The organism is Cohnella herbarum, from assembly GCF_012849095.1.
Lineage (GTDB): Bacteria > Bacillota > Bacilli > Paenibacillales > Paenibacillaceae > Cohnella > Cohnella herbarum.
This window is the reverse complement of the sequence record NZ_CP051680.1, coordinates 3039044-3058167: the sequence shown is the minus strand read 5'-3', so window position 1 is coordinate 3058167 and position 19124 is coordinate 3039044. Positions and strand designations below refer to the sequence as shown.

At 52.1% G+C, this 19124-nt stretch carries 17 protein-coding genes; 11 read left to right on the top strand and 6 right to left on the bottom strand.

Going from position 1 to position 19124, the window contains the following annotated elements:
* Window positions 1-151 precede the first annotated feature (151 nt).
* Window positions 152-1399, top strand: coding sequence for an MFS transporter (locus HH215_RS13495; protein ID WP_169280388.1), 1248 nt, complete (start codon window positions 152-154; stop codon window positions 1397-1399).
* 37 nt (window positions 1400-1436) lie between these two features.
* Here the strand turns inward: HH215_RS13495 and HH215_RS13490 are convergent, their stop codons facing one another.
* Window positions 1437-2384: a zinc dependent phospholipase C family protein gene (locus HH215_RS13490; RefSeq protein WP_169280387.1), complete on the bottom strand. Its 948-nt coding sequence runs from the start codon at window positions 2382-2384 to the stop codon at window positions 1437-1439.
* A 116-nt stretch (window positions 2385-2500) separates the two neighbouring features.
* Between HH215_RS13490 and HH215_RS13485 the strand changes: the two genes are divergently transcribed.
* From HH215_RS13485 to HH215_RS13470, 4 genes are all read left to right on the top strand, one after another.
* Window positions 2501-2959, top strand: coding sequence for a chemotaxis protein CheX (locus HH215_RS13485; protein ID WP_169280386.1), 459 nt, complete (start codon window positions 2501-2503; stop codon window positions 2957-2959).
* A gap of 950 nt (window positions 2960-3909) precedes the next feature.
* On the top strand, window positions 3910-4692 hold the full coding sequence (locus HH215_RS13480; RefSeq protein WP_169284375.1) for an SDR family NAD(P)-dependent oxidoreductase: 783 nt from the start codon (window positions 3910-3912) through the stop codon (window positions 4690-4692).
* Between the two features lie 15 nt (window positions 4693-4707).
* A complete protein-coding gene (locus HH215_RS13475; protein ID WP_169280385.1) occupies window positions 4708-6348 on the top strand; it encodes a DEAD/DEAH box helicase in 1641 nt (546 codons plus the stop codon).
* Window positions 6349-6546: 198 nt separating this feature from the next.
* Window positions 6547-7479, top strand: a complete 933-nt coding sequence (locus tag HH215_RS13470) for a nucleoside hydrolase (RefSeq protein ID WP_169280384.1) — start codon at window positions 6547-6549, stop codon at window positions 7477-7479.
* 16 nt (window positions 7480-7495) lie between these two features.
* Here the strand turns inward: HH215_RS13470 and HH215_RS13465 are convergent, their stop codons facing one another.
* Together HH215_RS13465 and pdaA are read right to left on the bottom strand one after the other, a co-directional pair.
* Entirely contained in the window at window positions 7496-8251 is a 756-nt protein-coding gene (locus HH215_RS13465; protein ID WP_169280383.1) for a helix-turn-helix transcriptional regulator, read from the bottom strand.
* A 152-nt stretch (window positions 8252-8403) separates the two neighbouring features.
* Window positions 8404-9195 (bottom strand): delta-lactam-biosynthetic de-N-acetylase, encoded by a 792-nt coding sequence (gene pdaA, locus HH215_RS13460; RefSeq protein WP_169280382.1) that lies wholly within the window; start codon window positions 9193-9195, stop codon window positions 8404-8406.
* 227 nt (window positions 9196-9422) lie between these two features.
* Between pdaA and HH215_RS13455 the strand changes: the two genes are divergently transcribed.
* A complete protein-coding gene (locus tag HH215_RS13455) occupies window positions 9423-10700 on the top strand; it encodes an S-layer homology domain-containing protein (RefSeq protein ID WP_169280381.1) in 1278 nt (425 codons plus the stop codon).
* A 70-nt stretch (window positions 10701-10770) separates the two neighbouring features.
* Here HH215_RS13455 and HH215_RS13450 read toward each other — a convergent pair whose 3' ends face one another.
* Window positions 10771-10983, bottom strand: a complete 213-nt coding sequence (locus HH215_RS13450; RefSeq protein WP_169280380.1) for a hypothetical protein — start codon at window positions 10981-10983, stop codon at window positions 10771-10773.
* Between the two features lie 108 nt (window positions 10984-11091).
* On the opposite strand from HH215_RS13450, the gene HH215_RS13445 reads away from it, so the two are divergent.
* From HH215_RS13445 to HH215_RS13425, 5 genes are all read left to right on the top strand, one after another.
* Window positions 11092-12195, top strand: coding sequence for a GerAB/ArcD/ProY family transporter (locus HH215_RS13445; RefSeq protein WP_169280379.1), 1104 nt, complete (start codon window positions 11092-11094; stop codon window positions 12193-12195).
* Window positions 12192-13631, top strand: a complete 1440-nt coding sequence (locus HH215_RS13440) for a spore germination protein (protein ID WP_169280378.1) — start codon at window positions 12192-12194, stop codon at window positions 13629-13631. The genes HH215_RS13445 and HH215_RS13440 overlap by 4 nt, the downstream gene beginning before the upstream one ends.
* Window positions 13628-14764: a Ger(x)C family spore germination protein gene (locus HH215_RS13435; RefSeq protein ID WP_169280377.1), complete on the top strand. Its 1137-nt coding sequence runs from the start codon at window positions 13628-13630 to the stop codon at window positions 14762-14764. Before HH215_RS13440 ends, HH215_RS13435 begins: the two co-directional genes overlap by 4 nt.
* Before the next feature lie 128 nt (window positions 14765-14892).
* Complete coding sequence (locus HH215_RS13430; protein ID WP_169284374.1) at window positions 14893-15639, top strand: ABC transporter ATP-binding protein; 747 nt, start codon at window positions 14893-14895, stop codon at window positions 15637-15639.
* Window positions 15632-16945 carry an ABC transporter permease gene (locus tag HH215_RS13425; protein ID WP_169280376.1) on the top strand — a complete coding sequence of 438 codons (1314 nt, stop codon included), beginning with the start codon at window positions 15632-15634 and terminating at the stop codon, window positions 16943-16945. The genes HH215_RS13430 and HH215_RS13425 overlap by 8 nt, the downstream gene beginning before the upstream one ends.
* Window positions 16946-17069: 124 nt before the next feature.
* Here HH215_RS13425 and HH215_RS13420 read toward each other — a convergent pair whose 3' ends face one another.
* Complete coding sequence (locus HH215_RS13420) at window positions 17070-18371, bottom strand: aminotransferase class I/II-fold pyridoxal phosphate-dependent enzyme (protein WP_169280375.1); 1302 nt, start codon at window positions 18369-18371, stop codon at window positions 17070-17072.
* Between the two features lie 101 nt (window positions 18372-18472).
* Window positions 18473-19099: a pyridoxamine 5'-phosphate oxidase family protein gene (locus HH215_RS13415; RefSeq protein ID WP_169280374.1), complete on the bottom strand. Its 627-nt coding sequence runs from the start codon at window positions 19097-19099 to the stop codon at window positions 18473-18475.
* Between the last annotated feature and the right edge of the window lie 25 nt (window positions 19100-19124).

Here is a 19124-nt window from a genome sequence, read left to right as displayed (position 1 = left end):
GGTTCCTACATAATCAGATACACGCTTAAAATCTGTAACACGTCTATCTTCCTTAAATAATGTTAAAGCCGCTATCGCATTAAAGGAAAAGGTACGGTTGCCGTCGAAAGTTACCTGCAACGCAGCTAAACAGCAGAAGAGGCGGTAGACCATGGATGATAACAAGCAAATAAAAGCCTGGGTCATGTACGATTGGGCGAATTCTGCTTTTGCGACGACGATCATGGCAGCCGTTATGCCGATCTATTTCATTAGCGTCGCTGGCGGAACGGACGGCAGCTGGAGCTTTACGCAAACCGCTGCCGCGATCGTCGTCGCGCTTATGTCGCCGCTGCTCGGGGCGATCGCGGATCATACGGGCAGGAAAGCTGCTTTTCTAAGGGTTTTCAGTATCATTGGCGCGGTTGCCAGCGCGGCATTGGCATTCGTGGGACCGGGTGATATGTGGCTGGCTTCGATTCTTGTCGTCATCGGCATGGTCGGCTTCGGTACGGGGAACACGTTCTATGACGCCATGCTGAACGATATTACTTCTCCGGCTCAGCGGGACAAGGTGAGCGCCCGGGGATATTCGATGGGGTACTTGGGCGGCGGCGTGCTGCTTGCGGTCAATTTGGGATTGATCCTGGGTTGGGAATCGATCGGGTTACCCGATAAAACCGCCGCTTCGCAAATATCGTTCGTTACGGTGGGGATTTGGTGGTTCGTCTTCTCGTGGCCATTGTTCCGAAGTATTAAGGATACTCGGTTAGCCCGGGAGGGAAGCGTATTTGCCACTCTGAGGGCGGGAACTCGACGTCTCGGAGAAACGTTCTCCCGGATCAAGCGATATCCTGAGTTGATGAAATTCATGGTCGCGTACTGGTTCTTCTTCGACGGAATCAATACGATTATCGTTATGGCGGCAAGTTACGGCACGACGATCGGTATCAAGGACGACGACTTAATCGCCGCTCTGTTGCTGACGCAATTTATCGGATTTCCGGCGACGCTGCTCTTCGGGAAGTTAGCGGTAAAATGGGGAAGCAAGAAAATGCTCTACGCCTCGTTGATTACCTATCTTATCATCGTCATTCTGGGTTACTTCATGACGAACGCAATGCATTTCTTCATTTTAGCTTGCTTGGTCGGTCTCGTGCAGGGCGGATCGCAGGCGACTGCCAGAGCGATCTTCAGCAGGCTGATTCCTCCCGGACGGACGGCGGAGTTTAACGGATTCCTCAGCTTCACGAGCCGTTTCTTCTCCTTCGGAGGTCCGCTCGTGTTCGGAATCGTTAAGCTCGTGAGCGACTCGAGCCGTTCGGCTCTGCTCGCCGTCGCTTTCTTCTTCTTAGCTGGAATCCTATTGCTGACGTTGGTGAACCTTGTCAAGGGAGAACGGGAAGCTACGCAGTATTGACCGGGGTAAAGCGATTGGAATCGGGATCGTGATCGAGTTAACTTGGAACTACGGAATCCGCGAAAGTAATCTTGCCTGCTTCGCACGGAAGACCGGTTTCATACGAAATATTCCGAAGCAGCCCGCTGAACTTATCCTTCAGCAAGGCTGCTTCTTCGTTCGGGCCGGCTTCGAGCCAAGCGATCCCTGCAGCCGTGGTTGCGATACCGTCCTCCAGTGCCAACTCCCAGAGCTCTATCGCGCTTTCGCGATGGAGTATCGTGCGGTCGGTCGGGTCGATCCAGGGCAGACGTTTTTCATTCAGCACATCCCAGTCGGGAATACGGAGCGGAGGGGAGAAGGGGGCGAGTTGCCCGAAGACGAGTCGTCCTTTCCATCCGGTCGGATCGAAAAACAATTTCTGCGCTTGAATCATCTGAGCGACGGCTTGGTCGAGTTGATCGGCCGTAATCAGTTTCGAGACTATCGGGTAATGTATCGCCGAAATCCGAAGGAAATCGGAAGCGAACCCGCCGGGCAACCTTCCTTCCGTATCGATCTCGGGAGCGACCGGGGTTTTTCCGGTATGGAGATTTGCGCGTTGCATGAGGATAGCGGAATCCATAGCGGTCTCGAACCGTTGATGATGCCATTTCTTGAAACCGGAGCGGCTGAATACGAAAGGATGAAGGTGCCTATCGAGCACATGATGGAGCAGAAAACCTATCGTATAAGCGACTGCGGGGTCCGTTAACGGTCGGACTCTCGCTTCTTCGAATAAAGAGAGCAGGAAGGGGCCGCAATGCAGATTGTGCAGCAACGAGCCCAGCTTGTTTAGTGGCGTTGAGGCTTGCCATGGCAGATAATGATCGTAAAAGAGGAAATCGGGACCTTGGCAACCGAGCTGAAATGCCGTTCTCCATTTTTGATTTTCCATATATTGAACTGCATGAATAGCCCTTAAGACTTCTTTACCAAACTGAATATGGGCCCAGATATTCGGCATAGTTCCGCCTCCGTTGACAAAAATCAGTGTACTTGTACCTATGATTTCAGTATAATAGGATAAAATGGTTACGGCTAGCGGTTTCAATCCAAGTAGACAAGGGGCGTCGTTCAGGCATGAAGGCTGAGTACATCAACCCATTTTTGGAATCCGCGCGGATGGTTATCGAACAAATGGTTCAAATCCGTCCCAGTACCGGGCAATTATCGATCAGGGACATTAAATTCGCGGAAAATCATGTGTGGATTCAAATCGGATTAACGGGACATATGACCGGAGATATCGTGTTTGGACTGAGCGAGTCGGTTGCGTTACGGATCATTTCGGCGATGATGGGCGGGTATACGATTACCGAGATCGACGATATGGGCAAGAGCGCCATTTCCGAATTAGGCAATATGATCAGCGGAAACGCTAGCACGATGCTATACAATCAAGGCGTTCACGTTGACATCACTCCTCCTAAGATCATGGGAACTCACTTCGCTTCCGCTACGGGCGCAAGCCGAGCGTTAGCCGTTCCGCTCATTATGGATGGAATCGGAGAAATGGAAATCCAAGTGTTGATCGCGTAGTACGTAACATCCTTTTAAATGATATAATGTTGCGAGGTCGCCCCGTCAGGGGCTTTTTTATGAGGTCGAGGGTTTTTGATTTATCCCGTAACTCCCCATGCGACGAGATAACGGCTTTTTCTGCCGCTACCTCGTCGCATCTGTATCTTCAAGGCACAATAACGGCAGTTTTTTTGCCGCTATTACGGAAAGATTCGATGGGCTGTACTTAGTCGCAAAGCTCCACGGCAAATCCATTAGAGCAGAAAGAGAACCTTATAGCTGCCCAATTATCGGCTAACGATCCGGGAAGCGCACTGAGAGTGCCTTACAGCTGACGAAGGTTGGCTGACGATCCGGGAAGCGCACTGAGAGTACCTTACAGCTGCCGAAAGTTGGTTAACTATCTGGGAAGCGCACTGAGAGTACCTTACAGCTGCCGAAGGTTGGCTGACGATCCGGGAAGCGCACTGAGAGTACCTTACAGCTGCCGAAGGTTGGCTGACGATCTGGGAAGCGCACTGAGAGTACCTTACAGCTGCCGAAAGTTGGTTAACTATCTGGGAAGCGCACTGAGAGTACCTTACAGCTGCCGAAGGTTGGCTGACGATCCGAGAAGTGCACTGAGAGTACCTTACAGCTGCCGAAGGTTGGCTGACGACCTCGAAACAAACTGAGAGTACCTTACACCCTCCGAAGGTTGGCTAACGATTCATGGAGAATGTTACTTAGTGTGAGGCTGAATGACGACTACGGCGAAGTAGACTAAAAAAGTGCCTAGTAATACTCCCTAAAAGAAGTCGACCTAAGCAGTAATTGCGAGGCGGTACTAAACCGCGCGCAAGGCCGACTTTTGAGGAAATAGGTATGTGTGGCGGTACTAAACCGCACGCTGAGGCGACTCTTGAGGAATTAGGTGCGCGTGGGCGGTACAATAGGATAAAGCTTATTTCCTCCAAGGAGGGGTAATGATGAGAGTAAAGTTGCGAAATAAAGTCGTGCTCATTACCGGCGCTTCGAGCGGTATCGGGGCGTTGGTGGCGACCATGCTCGCCGAGAAAGGCGCAATTCCCGTGCTGACCGCGCGTTCCCGAGACAAGATGCTGCAATTAGCGGCTTCGATCTCCGGCGAACACGCGGTTTACGAGATGGATGTGACCTCCGAAGAGCAGGTTGGCAGCGTCGTTTCGCAAGTGGTTGACCGATACGGTAAAATAGATGTATTGCTGAATAATGCGGGATACGGGGAGTTCGTTTCGTTCGCGGATGCTTCTCTATCTCATTTTGAAGAAATGATGGACGTAAACTACATGGGGACGGTACGCTGCACCCATGCGGTTCTGCCTTACATGCTTCGGGAGGGACAAGGGCATATCGTTAACGTCGCTTCCATGGCGGGGAAGATGGCGACCGCAAAGTCGACCGGCTATTCCGCGACCAAACACGCCGTTCTCGGACTTACGAATGCGCTAAGGCAGGAATTGCGAGGCACGGGAGTTCAGGTTTCCGCGGTTAATCCGGGGCCGATAGACACCCCGTTCTTCGAACGTGCGGATCCGGAAGGAAATTACGTACGGAATATCGGTTGGTTCATGATGTCGCCCGACAAAGTCGCCAGAACGATTTTATCGGTTATCGAACGCAGGAAGCCGGAGGTAGATTTGCCTTGGACGGCATCGATAGGAGTAAAATTCATGCAAGTGTTTCCGCGGATCGGCGAAGCGCTGTTCGGCCGGTTTATGAATAAGAAGTAAAGAGGGGTTGAAACAATGGGTTTTATTGAATTGGGGTTAAACGAGACGCTTGCGGAGAAACTGGCCGCGGTCGGTATTTCGGAGCCTTCGGAAGTACAGAGCCAAGCGCTTCCCGAGCTGTTGAGCGGCAAGGACGGCGTATTGGTGTCGCCGACGGGAACGGGAAAGACATTGGCCTATTTGCTTCCGCTGTTGCAGAAGATCGACGGCTCGCGACGGGAGACGCAAGCGCTCGTGCTTGCTCCGACGCAAGAGCTCGCGATGCAAATTATGCGGGAGGCGGAGTTATACGGACAACCGCTCGGCATTAAAGCGACCGCGTTGATCGGAGGAGCTTCGATTGCTCGTCAGCTTGAACGGATGAAAGGCAAGCCTGCCCTCATCGTAGGCACTCCCGGACGCGTTCGCGAAGTGGCGAACACCCGCAAGCTGTCTCTGCATGCGGTGTCTTTCGTCGTCATAGACGAAACGGACCGGGTGTTCTCGCTGGGCGGCAAGAGCGACGTGGAGAACTTGATGCGTCAATGCTCCCGCGACCGGCAAACGGTATTCGTATCGGCGACCCGTTCGGAAGCGATGCGCGATGCGGAGCGGAAATGGCAGAAGGAACCGTGGGTATCCGACGTGACGGAAAAGGAAAACGAGAACGGTCTTTCGTCTACGTTAAAACATTGGTATTTCTTAAGCGACCGGCGCGAGAAGATAGACTTGATTCGCAAAATCGTGCGTCATATGAAACCATCCTCGGCGTTGTTGTTCGTTAACGATACGGAGAAAATCGGAGAACTGCTCGCGAAGCTGCGTTACGAAGGGGTTTCCGTCGATGCGCTTTACGGCGATACGCGCGGGCAAGAGCGCGGAGAAGTGATGCAACGGTTCCGGCAAGGGCGCACGAAGCTGCTGATCGCGACCGACGTTGCGGCCAGGGGGCTGGATCTTCCGGGGCTTCCGCTCGTTGTCCAGTTCGAGCCGGCGCTCGATGCGGACCACTACGTCCACCGTTCCGGAAGAACGGCCCGGATGGGACGCGACGGAACGTCGATTACGTTGATCTCGCATGAAGAGAGATTCATCATCGACAAGCTGGAGAAGCAATTAAAAATTAAAGTAGAACCGAAGATGTTGTACGAGGGACGGGTTGTTTCCTTAGAAGAGGGCATAGAGGGCAAGGGATCGTCTCCGGAACGGAAGCCGCACTCGGGCGGAGACGCGAAGCAAGACCGGCCGGTATGGAAGTCGAAGGCGGAATATTTGGCGACGCTTCAGGCTCAATCCGAGTCTAAGCCTCAGGCTGCGGATAACCGCAAGACCCAGCAGGACAGGAAGCCTCAAGCAACGGATAGCCGCAAGCCGCAACAGGATAGGAAGCCGAATATCGACAAGAAACCTGTGTCGGCCGGCAAACCGTCTTCGGTGGACAAGCCTTACGTCAAGGCAACGCGGGCGGAGAAGCCGGTCGCTTCTAAGAAAGACAAGGCGCCGACTCTGGGCGTGTCCACCTCGGCGACGGTCGCGAAACCGGCGGCGAAGACCCCGGTCAAACCCGTTAAGGCTAAAGCGGATCGCGAACGGGATAAGAAAAACAAAGGCGCGCCGAAGTGGCTCAAGGAAAAACGCGAGACGGCTTCGGGCGACAACGATAAATCGCAAAAATAACGTTCCTCTCTCCTAGAAATCCCCTAGACGCACGCTCCGTGCGATCAAGCGGGATTTCTTTTGTTTTTAACCAAAAGAGGATAAAAAGCCGCCGAATCTTGAAATCTTTAGGGAGCGGGATGTACTACAATGACAGTGTTGACTCTTCTAGCGAACCGCTAGCCATTCACAAATCAGATGAACCGGAGGCTTACCGTCATGATCGCGTTTCCTAAACTGCAGCCAAGCAAGTTGCTTGAACGTCTTGAGAGTCCGAAGGGACCTATCCGAATGGTGCTGGACACGGATACTTACAATGAAATCGATGACCAATTCGCGGTCGTCTATGCGATGAAGTCGCAGGCGAAGTTGAAGGTCGAGGCCTTCTACGCGGCTCCGTTTTATAACGAACGTTCCAGCGGTCCGAAGGACGGCATGGAGAAAAGTTATGAGGAGCTTAGGCGGATAGCGGGGCTAATGCCCGAGATGAAGGATATTCCGATCTTGCGCGGCTCCGAAGCTTACCTGTCCGATTTCATTCAACCGGTCGAGAGCGCGGCTGCCCGAGATCTGGTAGAGAGAGCGATGGCCAGCGGCGAGAACGACCCGTTATACGTCGTTTCGATCGGAGCGATTACGAACGTCGCATCCGCTTTGATGATGGAACCCCGGATCGTCGACAAGATCGTCATCGTCTGGCTCGGCGGGCATTCCTTGGAGTGGGACGATACGACCGAATTCAATCTGAAGCAAGATTATTTCGCCTCCAAGCTTGTGTTGGATTGCGGCGTTCCTCTCGTTCTCGTTCCTTGTATGGGCGTGACTTCCCACCTGGTGACGACTCTATCGGAGATGGAGGATTACGTGAAAGACAACGGGCCGATCGGCCGATACTTGTACGATACGTTCAAGGAATGCCATAACGATCACTTCGCTTACTCGCGCGTCATCTGGGATATTTCCACGATCGCTTTTCTCAACGACGATAGATGGACGCCAAGCTCGCTAGTGCACAGTCCGGTTCTGTCTACCGACTTCCGCTGGAGCAGGGATACGAGCCGCCATTGGATCCGTTACGTTAAGTATATTCATAGGGATAGCGTGTTCCGTGATTTGTTCTCTAAGTTAAAAGAAAGCGATCCCGAAAAATAGGGAATTACCGCAACCATTAACGAATAAAGTGATTCCGCTTGAACTGGCTAGGGGAAACCCCGGCTACTTTGCGGAACGTTTCGGAAAATTGGGAGCTATTCGAGAACCCGCAATCTTGGGCGATCGCGCTCATCGTCATCTCCGTAGCGAGAATGAGCTTTTTCGCATAGTCTACTCTTTTTCTAATGATGTAGTTCATGGGAGACTCGCCAAGCTTCGATTTAAATAGGTGCCGGAAATGATCGTAGCTATAACCCGAAAGCTTGGAGAGGGCAATCATATCGATTTCCTGATTAAAATGCTCCCGGATGAAATTCTCGATATATTCGAAAGAATCGGACGAGGAAGGGACGGAACGCATCCGCTCGAATTCGATTAGAAATTCGTTCATGAACAAGGTAAGTTTGAGTTCGGAATGAATGCGAGGGGTCGTCAATTCCTGCTTCATCTTCTTGACGATAGGAAGGAGAAGGCAGGAACGATCCATGAAGATGCCGTTTTCTAAGCGGAGGGTCATCTCTCGGCTTTCGTTAAGCGGAAAACCTACGCAAATGACTTCGGTAGCTTGATGACGAATTTCATTATGAACGCTGCGCGGCCGAATGATGCTGAACGTATTTTCCGAATAGTTATGCATCGTTTGTCCGATCATCGTCGTTCCGGAGCCTTGGAGGTAGTAGACAAGCTCGAAGCATTCGTGATGATGAAAGTGTACTTCCGTGTCGGGCTTGTGGGAAAAGCCGAAAGAAAACGTTATGCGAGGAGTAAACATGACCGGCCTTCTCTCGGGTTGAAATAGCCAAAAACAATAAATCTATTTTATCAACCCAAGACAAAGTCTGTCAAAATAAACATTTCCCGATCGCCAAATTTAGATAGAAATGCAATAACACTCGCGAAGATTGCCGCGAGTGTTATTGCGCGTTAACGGTATGTTTTCTGAACAAGCCGATCCAAGCTTTTGAACTCGTATCCCCGTTGCCGCGCGCCGTCAATGATTCTGCCCAACGCCTCGGTATTGTCGCGCGAAACGGAATGAAGCAGGATTACCGCTCCAGGGTGAAGCTGACCCATGACGCTGTTGTACGCATGATTGGCCCCTTGCTGCAAGTTAACGTCCCAGTCTTTGTAGGCGACCGACCAGAAAACGCCGGTATAACCGAGATTGCTGCAGGCTTCAAGCATGCGACCGCTGAATACTCCCCGAGGAGGACGCATGAATCGCATTTCATGCTGCCCGGTAAGTTGCTCGACCTCGACCTGGACTTTGTCCATCTCGGTACGGATGCGATCCGTACCGACCTGGCTTAGATCGGGATGGCTCCAGGAATGGTTACCGATGATGTGGCCTTCCTTGGCCATCCTCTGCACTAACTCCGGCTGGTCCTTAACGAAGTGTCCCGTGACGAAGAAAGCCGCCGATACGTTTTTGTCCCGGAGAATGTCTAGAATGCGCGGCGTAAATCCGTTCTCGTAGCCGTTATCGAAGGTCAGATACAATTCTTTGTTCTGAGTATCGCCGAGAAAGATGGCTTGATGCTCTTTCAGAACGTTCATGAATCCCTCATCCGCGATGGAAGGAAGGGCTCCATCCCGGCTTTTCTTGAAGCCGAAGTGGTAAGGACCGTTAGCGTAAGCGGAAACCGTCCCGGATAGGGACAGAAAGATCGCTGCGCATATCGGTAAGACGATTTTCAAGATTTTTAATCTAGGCATCAATTTCGTTCACTCCACATGGCGATGTATGTTATACCTTGAAACAAAAAGAGATAAATTATGCATCATCGGGACGTTTTATGACAAATCGCCCGGAAATGGCCCGAATTTGGTTCTTTCGGCTTATTTTACCTCTAGGACCCTCCGATATTCGAACTCTCCCCCGAAAGGTATAGGCATACGGTATTTATCCGTGAATAGGTTACCTACAAAGGAGAGACTTTCTTATGAAACAAGCTCAACCGATCTTGAAGAAGACTGCCGCCGCTACGCTGGCGCTTACGATGCTAGTAGGAGGCGCGACGGGAGTGATGGCTTCCGCGAATTCGAAACACGGATCCAAGGATTGGAAAAACAGCTCTTGGGACGATAAGAAAGGCTGGAACGATAAGAAAAATCGGGACGACGACAGAGATGACGATAAAGACGATAAAAAGAACAACTCGAAACACGGGATCAACCTCGACTTCGGGGATTTGAATCAGAAGGAATGGAAATGGGCTTACGATCACATTATCCGGCTTGCGGCTCAAGGCGTGTTTAACGGATACGAGGATGGCAGCTTCAAACCTAAAAACAACATTACAAGAATAGAAGCGTTGGTTGCCGCCGTTCGCCTGCTCGGTCTGAAGGAAGAAGCCGAAAAGCCGGAGAACATGAACGCTACTCTTAATTTCAAGGATTTCGACCAATTAAAGAAAAAGTACGGCTGGGCGGTCGGTTACGTGACGGTAGCTCTCGAGAACGATTTGTTCTCCGAGAACGATACTACCATTCAAGCGGAGAAACCGGCTAATCGGCTCTGGGCTTCCGTTCTGCTCGTGAAGGCAATGAAGCTCGATGCCGAAGCGAAGAAGAAGATGGATGTGGTATTGCCGTTCAAGGATACTCGAGACATTCCCGCGGGTTCGGTGGGATACATCGCCGTCGCCTTGGAGAAAAACTTGATCACGGGTTACAGCGACAATACGTTCCAGCCTAACCGGCCCGTCACGCGCGCCGAACTTGCGGCTTTGCTGGATCGCGTCGATCAACAGCTTCCCAACGACCAAAGCGCTCAAGCGATTACCGGCACGATTCAAGCGATCGGCAACGGCAGCTTAACGGTGAAAAAACCGGATCAAACGACGGTTACGATTCCGGTAGACGCTAACGTGTTTATTTTCCGCAAAGACGTCAAAGCTCCATTGTCCGCGCTGCAAGTCGGCGACGAGGCGCTCGTGCGCACGTATCAAAACAAAGCGGTATTCATCGAAGTAACGAAGACGGCCGTTGCGAACGTCCAGTTGGTCGATACGGGGAAAGTCAGCTCGTTCACTTACGCGCAAGGAAAAATCGCGACGATTTCGCTGAGTAAAGAAGTGAACGGTACGTTGCAAATCATTAGTTACAATGTAGATGCCAATGTGACGATTACCGGAAATTCCGGCGTGCTTTCGCCTAATCTGAACGTACTCGTCAAAGGCACGAACAATGTCGTTCAAGCGATTGAAATCTTAGCCTAACTCGCATATGTATTTCGAATGAAGGAGAACCGCTTCCGGGCGGTTCTTTTTGCGTTTCCAAGGGAAAACATTAACGCGAATTGTCGGATTTGGCGGGCTGGAATCGATCCGCGATCCATAAGACAAGAACAATGGGCGCTAAAGTAATCAAATCTACTAGGATAAAGCCCCAAGTTTCTAAGGAAAACCGTCTGAACCGGTGGTAATCGGACAAATACATGGTCACTATGATTAGCCATGCGCCGGATAATAGATAAGCGATCGCGCCCGCTTTGACGTTCATATGAACACCTCTTTCGTAATAGCATTCCACGTTTGCTTCGCCGATTATGCAGGGCATTATTTCGCGATGGGGAGCGCATACTGAATGCATTGGAAAGGAAGGAACGATATGGAACGTCGGATTTCGATCAGCAATATTCAATTGATGGCTTTAATCGTTATTTCCTCGATAGGAACATCGAGTCTTTATGCCCCAGCGACTCTAGCTCGCTATGCGGATCGAAACGCTTGGTTTCTTGTTCTGGCCGGAGGAGCGGTCGGATTGTTGAATCTGTATGTCTTCTTATGGCTGAACCGGATGTACCCGGACAAAAGTTTGGTTAAGATTTGCATGCACGTGCTGGGTCCCGTGGTCGGAGGCGTTATTGCGCTGGGTTTCGTGTTTTTTTTCTTGGATGTAAGCTCTTGGGTACTAAGGGAGTTTACTCAATTTTTTATTATCGCCCTCAATCCCGTCATTCCTCAAAGCTGGTATTTGATCGCGGGAGTCATTATGTGCTTGTACGCGGTCTATCATGGACTGGAAGTATTCGCGCGCGTTACGGAGATCGTTTTCTTCGTCACGGTAGTCACTTTCCTGTTGATCTACTTGTTGTTGATTAACCAGTACCACGTCGAATATTTGTTTCCCGTATTGGAGGAGGGAATGTTTAAACCTCTCAGAGGATTAATGCTTTCCGCTTCGTGGTTCGGCGATTTCATGTGCGTTTCCATGGTTCTCCAGCACGTGCGCAAAACCGAAAGAACCAGCGCATACGCTGTCGGGGCAATCGGGATTACGACGATTCTCATGCTCATGTCCGTCCTATCTTGCACCATGCTGTTCGGAGCGCAAGCGACCGAATCGTTTACATATCCTACCGTGAGCCTGATTCAGAACATTAAGCTATTCCGAAATATTGAACGGTTTGACGCAGCGCTCGTGGCCGTATGGGTAATGAGCTCGTTCGTTAAAATAACCGTTTTTTTCTGGGCGGCCGTTCAAGGCCTCAAGGATGTATTGCGGATCCGTAAGCCTCGTTTGTTCCTCATTCCGCTGGCGTGCGGATTCGTTATCTGTTCGAAGTATAAAGTGTGGGGACTTATCGAACTAGCCGCCTTTTACGACAAACAGGCATGGTATTTCGTACTATTTCAACTGTTCGTTCCTAGCCTATTGCTTTTGATTGCACTTACGAGAAGAGACGGCCACAAGAGGCGGGTGAGCTCATGAACGGGAAACAAACGGCATTATCCGACGACGCGATGGAGAATAAGCGGTTGTTATTCCGACGGATGCATGGCACGGAAGATTTGGTCATGGCAGACTCCGCTAACGGCAGCGGGAAATCCTTGACGGTCTGTTATTTGGATGGATTAATCGACGCCCGGAGGCTTGAACAAACGCTGGTTATGTACTTGGAAAATAAGCAGCTGTTTCCGGCATTTCAATCGAATTCGAGAATACGCACGATCGAGGAAGTAGCCGATTGCCTAGCATCCGGGAAGACGGTTCTGCTGTTCACGGACCCTGCCTACGGCGTAGCGATCGATACGTTGGGCGTGCAGCTGCGCAGCGTTGACGAGCCTCCGAGCGAAGCAACCGTAAAGGGTGCGAGAAGCGGGTTTACCGAATCCTTAACGAACAATATCGCGCTCGTTCGTTATCATTTTCCTGCGGCTAGCCTCAAGGTCGAATATCGCAAAGTCGGTTATTTAAGCAAGATCGAGATTGCGGTACTCTCCATCGGAGGAATTACGAACGCCGAGATTCTCGGAGAAGTGCACCGCAGAATCGGAGAGATATCGGAGGACGCGATATTGGGAAGCAACGATATCGAAGAATGGATCACCGATAATCGGGGTACGATGTTTCCTCTTATCGAATCGACGGAACGGCCAGACCGGGTTGCCGGTGCGTTGCTGGACGGGAGGATTGCCGTTCTCGTCCAAGGAACCCCGTTCACGCTCTTGTTGCCGTTCGTATTCATGCAAGCTTTCCAAGTGAGCGAGGATTACTCGTGGAATTATTATATCGGATCCGCCATGCGCATCCTTCGGCTGCTCAGCGGTTTAATCGGGATGTTCCTGCCGGCCTTCTACGTGGCAACCGTTAACTTCCATCATGAATTGGTTCCGACGCCCTTGCTGCAAAGCATTGCGGCCTCTAGAGAGCCGGTTCCTTTCCCGGCGGTCGTTGAAAGCTCGGCCATGATGCTCGCCTTCGAGATCATGCGCGAAGCGGGCATTCGCATGCCGAAGCAAGTCGGACAAGCGGTCAGCATCGTGGGGGCGCTTATACTGGGGCAAGCGGCCGTGCAAGCGGGCATAGTATCGCCGATTATGGTCATCGTGGCGGCTTTGACGGGGATTTGCACTTTCACGTTGCCGCCGACCGTGATGAACTATGTGATTCGAATCCTCCAATTCGGGATGACGATACTGGCTTCCCTGCTAGGTTACGTTGGAATTACCGTCGGAATTATTATGCTGTTGACTTACTTGGCGTCGTTGCGTTCATTCGGGGTACCTTATCTTGGTCCTGTCGCCCCTTTCGATATGAGCGAAATGACGGACGTAATCGTCCGTCGTCCGAGCCCGAGCCGGAATAAAAGGCCTAGCCTATTCCGGGCGATGAATCCGAACCGAAATCGAGGCAAGGCAAGATGAAAGCTAGATTTGGGCTTGTTATATTGGCGGTCGGCATCTGTTTATCGAATTCGGGTTGCAAAGGCAGTATGGAACTGAACGAACTGCATATCGTTCATACCGTCGGTATCGATGTCGGTCAGAATAACGGGATTAAGATCACGGCGGAAATTGCCAAGCTGTCGACAAGCGGTCAACAACCTAAAGGTATGCAAGACAAAACCTTTTACCTATCGGGGGAAGGATCCAGCTTATTCGAAGCGGCCCGGCTCATGAGGACGAAGTCCGATCGGACGTTGCTCTGGGGGCATGCGACGGTTGTCGTGCTTAGCAAGGCGATAGCCGAACAAGGGATCGGCAAGCATATTATGGCGTTACGGAGATTGAGGCAGTTCCGCAACTCCACGTTGATCTACGTGACGGAAGGCAAAGCATCCGAAGTTCTAGAAGCGACCATGCCGAACGCGTCGATTACTTCGCAGGCGCTAAGGGGGCTGTCGGAGGGTGGGGAAAGTACGGCTCTGACCGAACAGGAGACTTTGATCGACGTCTACGAGGATTTGACCAATCAATATAGGGACGTTCATCTTCCCGCGGTTCAATTGATCGAAGACCCAAGCGGGAAAAAAAGATCGTTACTAAAAACGATAGGGCTATACGCTTTCGATAACGATCGGATTGCCGGGTATATGAAATTCAAGGAAACGAAAGGTTACTACCGGACGATGGGCAAGATGAGCGGTTCCGTCGAGACGATACCGTGCGGCCAAAATCAAACGATCACTTTCGAGAATACGGGCAACAAAAGCCGGGTGAAAACGGAAGTGGACGTAAACGGGAATCCGAAAGTGCGAATCGAAATCAACGCGGATTTGAATTTGGTTAGCATCCAGTGCGACGTAAAGGATGTGACGATATCAACAATCGCGCAGTGGGAGAACGAACTGAATAAGGCGATCTCGGATAACGTCGAGCAATTTATCGCTTTCTCGCAGAGAAATAATTCCGATCTGCTCGGCATTAAGGAAAGAATACATCGCAAATATCCGAAACGGTGGAGAAAGATGAAGGATTCTTGGGACGAGATTTACCCGACCGTCGGATTTAGCGTCGAGGTTCATTCCAGAATCGACCACTCCAACTTTATGTTGTAATCGCTTGTTTCCTCCCGACTTTGTGCACGATGTCCCAGCCCGGTATAATAGAGGGAAATGCCGGGGCGTTATGGAGGGGATTCAAAGTGGTTTCAGGGAAAGGTAGCAGTGTTGTGCCTGCACTTGCAATGAAGGAACTGACGGGCGGTTATAGTCAGCGAAGACCGGTGCTGCACGAAGTGTCGATTACCGTTAATCCAGGCGAAATGGTCGGGCTGATCGGATTGAACGGCGCGGGAAAAAGCACCGCGATTAAACATATTTTAGGATTGATGGTGCCGCAAAGCGGAGAGGTTCGCGTAGCGGGAGCGACGCTCGAGGAAAACCGCGACCTCTATCGCTCCTCGACGGCTTACGTGCCGGAACAGCCGTCTTTGTTTCCAAACTTGACGGTGAGAGAGCATCTCCAGTGGACGGCTATGGCCTACGACTTGGAGCAGACGGCGGCGACTTCGAGGATGGAGGAGCTGGCGAACACGTTCCGGATGACGGAAGCGTTTAACTCTTTGCCGGATACGTTATCCAAAGGCATGAAGCAAAAGGTTATGCTGATGAACGCGTTGTTGGTGAAGCCTCCGCTCCTCATTATTGACGAGCCCTTCCTCGGATTGGATCCGCTTGCGATACGAGGGCTTTTGGCTGCTCTCGACGATGTCCGGGCAGAGGGGAGCGCGATTTTATTGAGCTCTCATATCTTACCGGCGTTGGAACGGAAGGCGAATCGGCTTGTGGTGCTACACAGAGGGCGGATCATAGCGGAAGGTACGCCTCGGGAAGTGAAAGCGCAAGCGGGCTGTACCGATCCCGAATCGACGATGGACGACGCGTTCGAATTGTTGGTCCTGGCGGCGGAAGGTGGACATCCGCGTGCGTGAGAAGGGGCAAGAGGAGCAGCTCGGCTTTATGCGGTCTCTTCGTCGAAGTCGCGCGGCAGCCTTCCGTCAGGAGATCGTTCCGCATTTCCGTTACGTGTTCCAAAGCGGGTTCGGCTTATTCGTTTCGGCCATCTTTTTTACCGTATTGGTCTGGTACGTAGGCTTTATTAAAGCGGTTCCCGAAGGATGGCCGGTGGAGATCGTCGGTGTAGCATTAATTAGTCTCGGCGCGGTTAGAGCCCCGCTTCGAGCGTATTTCCGGCCGGCCGATTCCGTATTTCTGCTTCCAATGGAGAACCGGTTGCTAAGATTCTATATTCAACCGGCCTTGAGGAAAGCGATCGTCATGGCCGTTCTGCGCACGTTGGCGTTATTCTTATTATTCGCGCCGATTTATGTTCGGTCTCCCGACACCGCACATTTGGCGGATTCCCACCCTTTGTTCTTGTTGGGAGCTTTATTCGCTATCGTCGCCGGCTGCAACGTTTACGGAGGATGGAGAGAACGAAGACCGGCTGCCCGTTCTTGGCGGCTGGGTCTCAAACTCGTCAGATGGTTGCTTACCTTACTTATCGTCGCCAATTTATTGCTGAAACCGTTAACGATAGCGATTCCGTTAATGCTGCTATGCATGGCGATCGTCGCATTGTTATGGCGAATTCCCGCGCAACATGCCCTTCCTTGGGAGAAGCTTATCGACGAGGAGGCCGCGGTGCGCCGTCGCTGGATGGCGTTCCTTGGCTGGTTCGTGGACGTGCCTTCGGAAACGTCCAAGCCGGCCCGCCGGAGGTGGATCGCTTGGGCAGGGGAACTGTTGGCATGGCAGCGTCGCCGGGCGTGGCATTACTTGTATGCCAAAGCGTTCCTGCGCGGCGAGACGTTCGGAGCATTATGGCGGTGGGTTATCTTATCCGGTATCGTGCTGGTTGTTTCGGGAAACGCGGTAGCCGATGCAATCATTTACGCGGTTTCGTTCCTGATCGTCGGGTTGCAGTTGAGCGAACTGGGGAGGGTTAGGTTCGTCGAAACGGCCGCGACGGTTCCGCTCGAACCGGAAGGACGTTTAGTCGCTGCTTCTGCGATCGCCCGGGTTGCGGGTCTTGGAGCCGTATTGCTGCTTGGAGTAGTCGGCATCCTGACGGTCAAGTTAGGGGCCGCAGGCGAGAGGGCCGGTGTGGCTGGAGGAGAAGGGATGGAGGCGTTCCATCTGAATCTTTGGCTGCCGCTCATTGTCGCCGGACTGTTGTGGTGCGGTTGGTGGATTCCGAGAAAAATCGCGAAGCTCAAAGACGAGGACGATTTATAGGGGAGCGCGCCAAGGTTCGCCGACCAGCTTAAACAAATAAAGCACTGCCGTTGCGTTAATCGCGGCGCCGGAATACCGGCGAGCGAGTATACGCTGGCAGTGCTTTTTCTGCGAGAAGCTTGTATTACGCGTTGCCGGCTTTAACGTCCAGCACCGCTTTATAGATTCGATCGAATAAGTCTTCCAGATCGGGTTCTTCGATGCAAGAAAACGCGACGCGAAGATCGGACGATCCGAGCGCAATCGTTCCGACGCCGTATTCGTTCAGCAAACGTTGACGGACGGTTTCGGCGTCTACGGTGAGGTTAAGGCACATGAAGTAACCGGAGTTGAACGGATAATAAGTCCATACATCGCCGAATTTGCCGCTGTCGAGCAATTGCTTCACTTTGTTGGCGCGGCCTTTCATGATATTGAACTTTTCTTCCTTCTGCGCTTGGAATTTATCGGATTTCAGCGCGCGGAGGATGAAGGTTTGCGAAGGATGCGGTCCGCTCGAAATCGTCGCGCGGATAATTCCGATCGTTTTTTGCTCCAGCGCGGACAGGCTCGCTTCCGTAAGTCCGCTGAAGGTGATGAAACCGACGCGGAATCCCCATACGTACTCTTCTTTCGTCGCTCCGTCGACTTTAACGGCAAGCACTCGGTCGTGCAATCCGCTAAGTTGGCCGAACAACGACTCCTGCAGGGAGTCTTCGAAGAATAAACCGAAGTAGGCGTCGTCGGTGACGGCAACGACGTTGATGCCTGCTTCCGCGGCGTCGCGAATGGCGGCGACGATCTCGCGGCCTTCTTCGATTCCCGGCGTGTACCCCGTCGGATTAATCGGGAAGTTCAGCAGGACGATCGCTTTGCCGCGATCTTTCTGAGCGAGCAGCGCATCGCGAAGACCCGCGGAGTTAAAGCGGTTGTCCGCATTGTAGAGCGGATAGTTGACCATCTCGGCGCCGCGGCGAATGTTGAAGGTCAGCTCGTAGTTTTCCCAGTTTTTGTCCGGGACGATAACCGCGTCGCCAACGTCGGCGAACAGATCGGCCACGATGCTGAGGCCGTGCGTCAGGGCGTTCGTGACAACGGGCAGGCTAAGGCTTTTGCCGGCGACGGACGGGTTCTCGACGAGCATCTTGTCGCGCCATACCGTGCGAAGCTCCGGTTTACCCCCGGGAGGGGCATATTCGTAAATGTCCTTAGGCTCGTAAGCGGACAACGTTTCTTGAATGACATCCAAGTGCATAGGTTTGCCGTTCTCGGTTGCGATACCGATCGTGGCGTTATAAAGATTGGCTTTTTGCTTGGCTTCGGCGGATTGACTCAAGATGCCGAGCTTGGGCAAGTAGATCGCTTTGCCTAAGCCGGAGAGCATCTCGGCTACGTGCGGATGATCGCGGGTAAGCGTTTCGTTTAGCTGTTTCGCAAGGGGGTTCATAACTTCCATCCTTCCAATATTCATTAGGTGATATTATACACCATTGAAGGGGGAGCGTCATGGAAATCGACCGGATTCGTGGAAAAAAGACGCGAAATATTCTAGGATTCACCATACGGACACTTTAACGCGCTGTCGCGCATGCGCTTTATCGTGTCGGCATCTCCCGAAAGACCTCGCTGCTCCAGGCTTTGGGCCACCTGTTCCCTTCGTTGATTCGATAAGTTCTGCCCGAATTTGAACTTGCCGGTCATCTCATCCGGATCAAGACGCAGCACGGCCACTCCCCGCAAGGAGGCTGAATACCGTTGATCTTCCGCATCGATCGGGGCATGACCGCCCTCGGGCTGCATATTTTTCAATAGAGCGGCAAGTGCGGTTGCTTTCTCCGCGGAATCTTCGACTTGGGTAACCAAGCCTCGAATGCGGACGGAACGGAAGTACACGGTTGCCGGACAAGCCAGATAGGGATCCGAGAAGTAGGAAGGGATGAACGCATGCGCTTGATACACGACGAATTCCGCCCTCGGGTCGCGGTGCAACCCTTTCATTTTCTCCCCCTGCTTGCTTCCGTGAAAATAAATGACCCGATCCTTGAATACGTAATTGAGCGGAACCGCTTTGGGCCACCCGTCGGGTCCGTTGAACGTCAATACGCCGTCATTTCGTTCAGCTAGAAATTGATCGGTTAGCTCCGGCTCCGATACTTCGAATTCTTTTCTTCTCATCAAGTTTCGCCTCCGTGACGGGTTG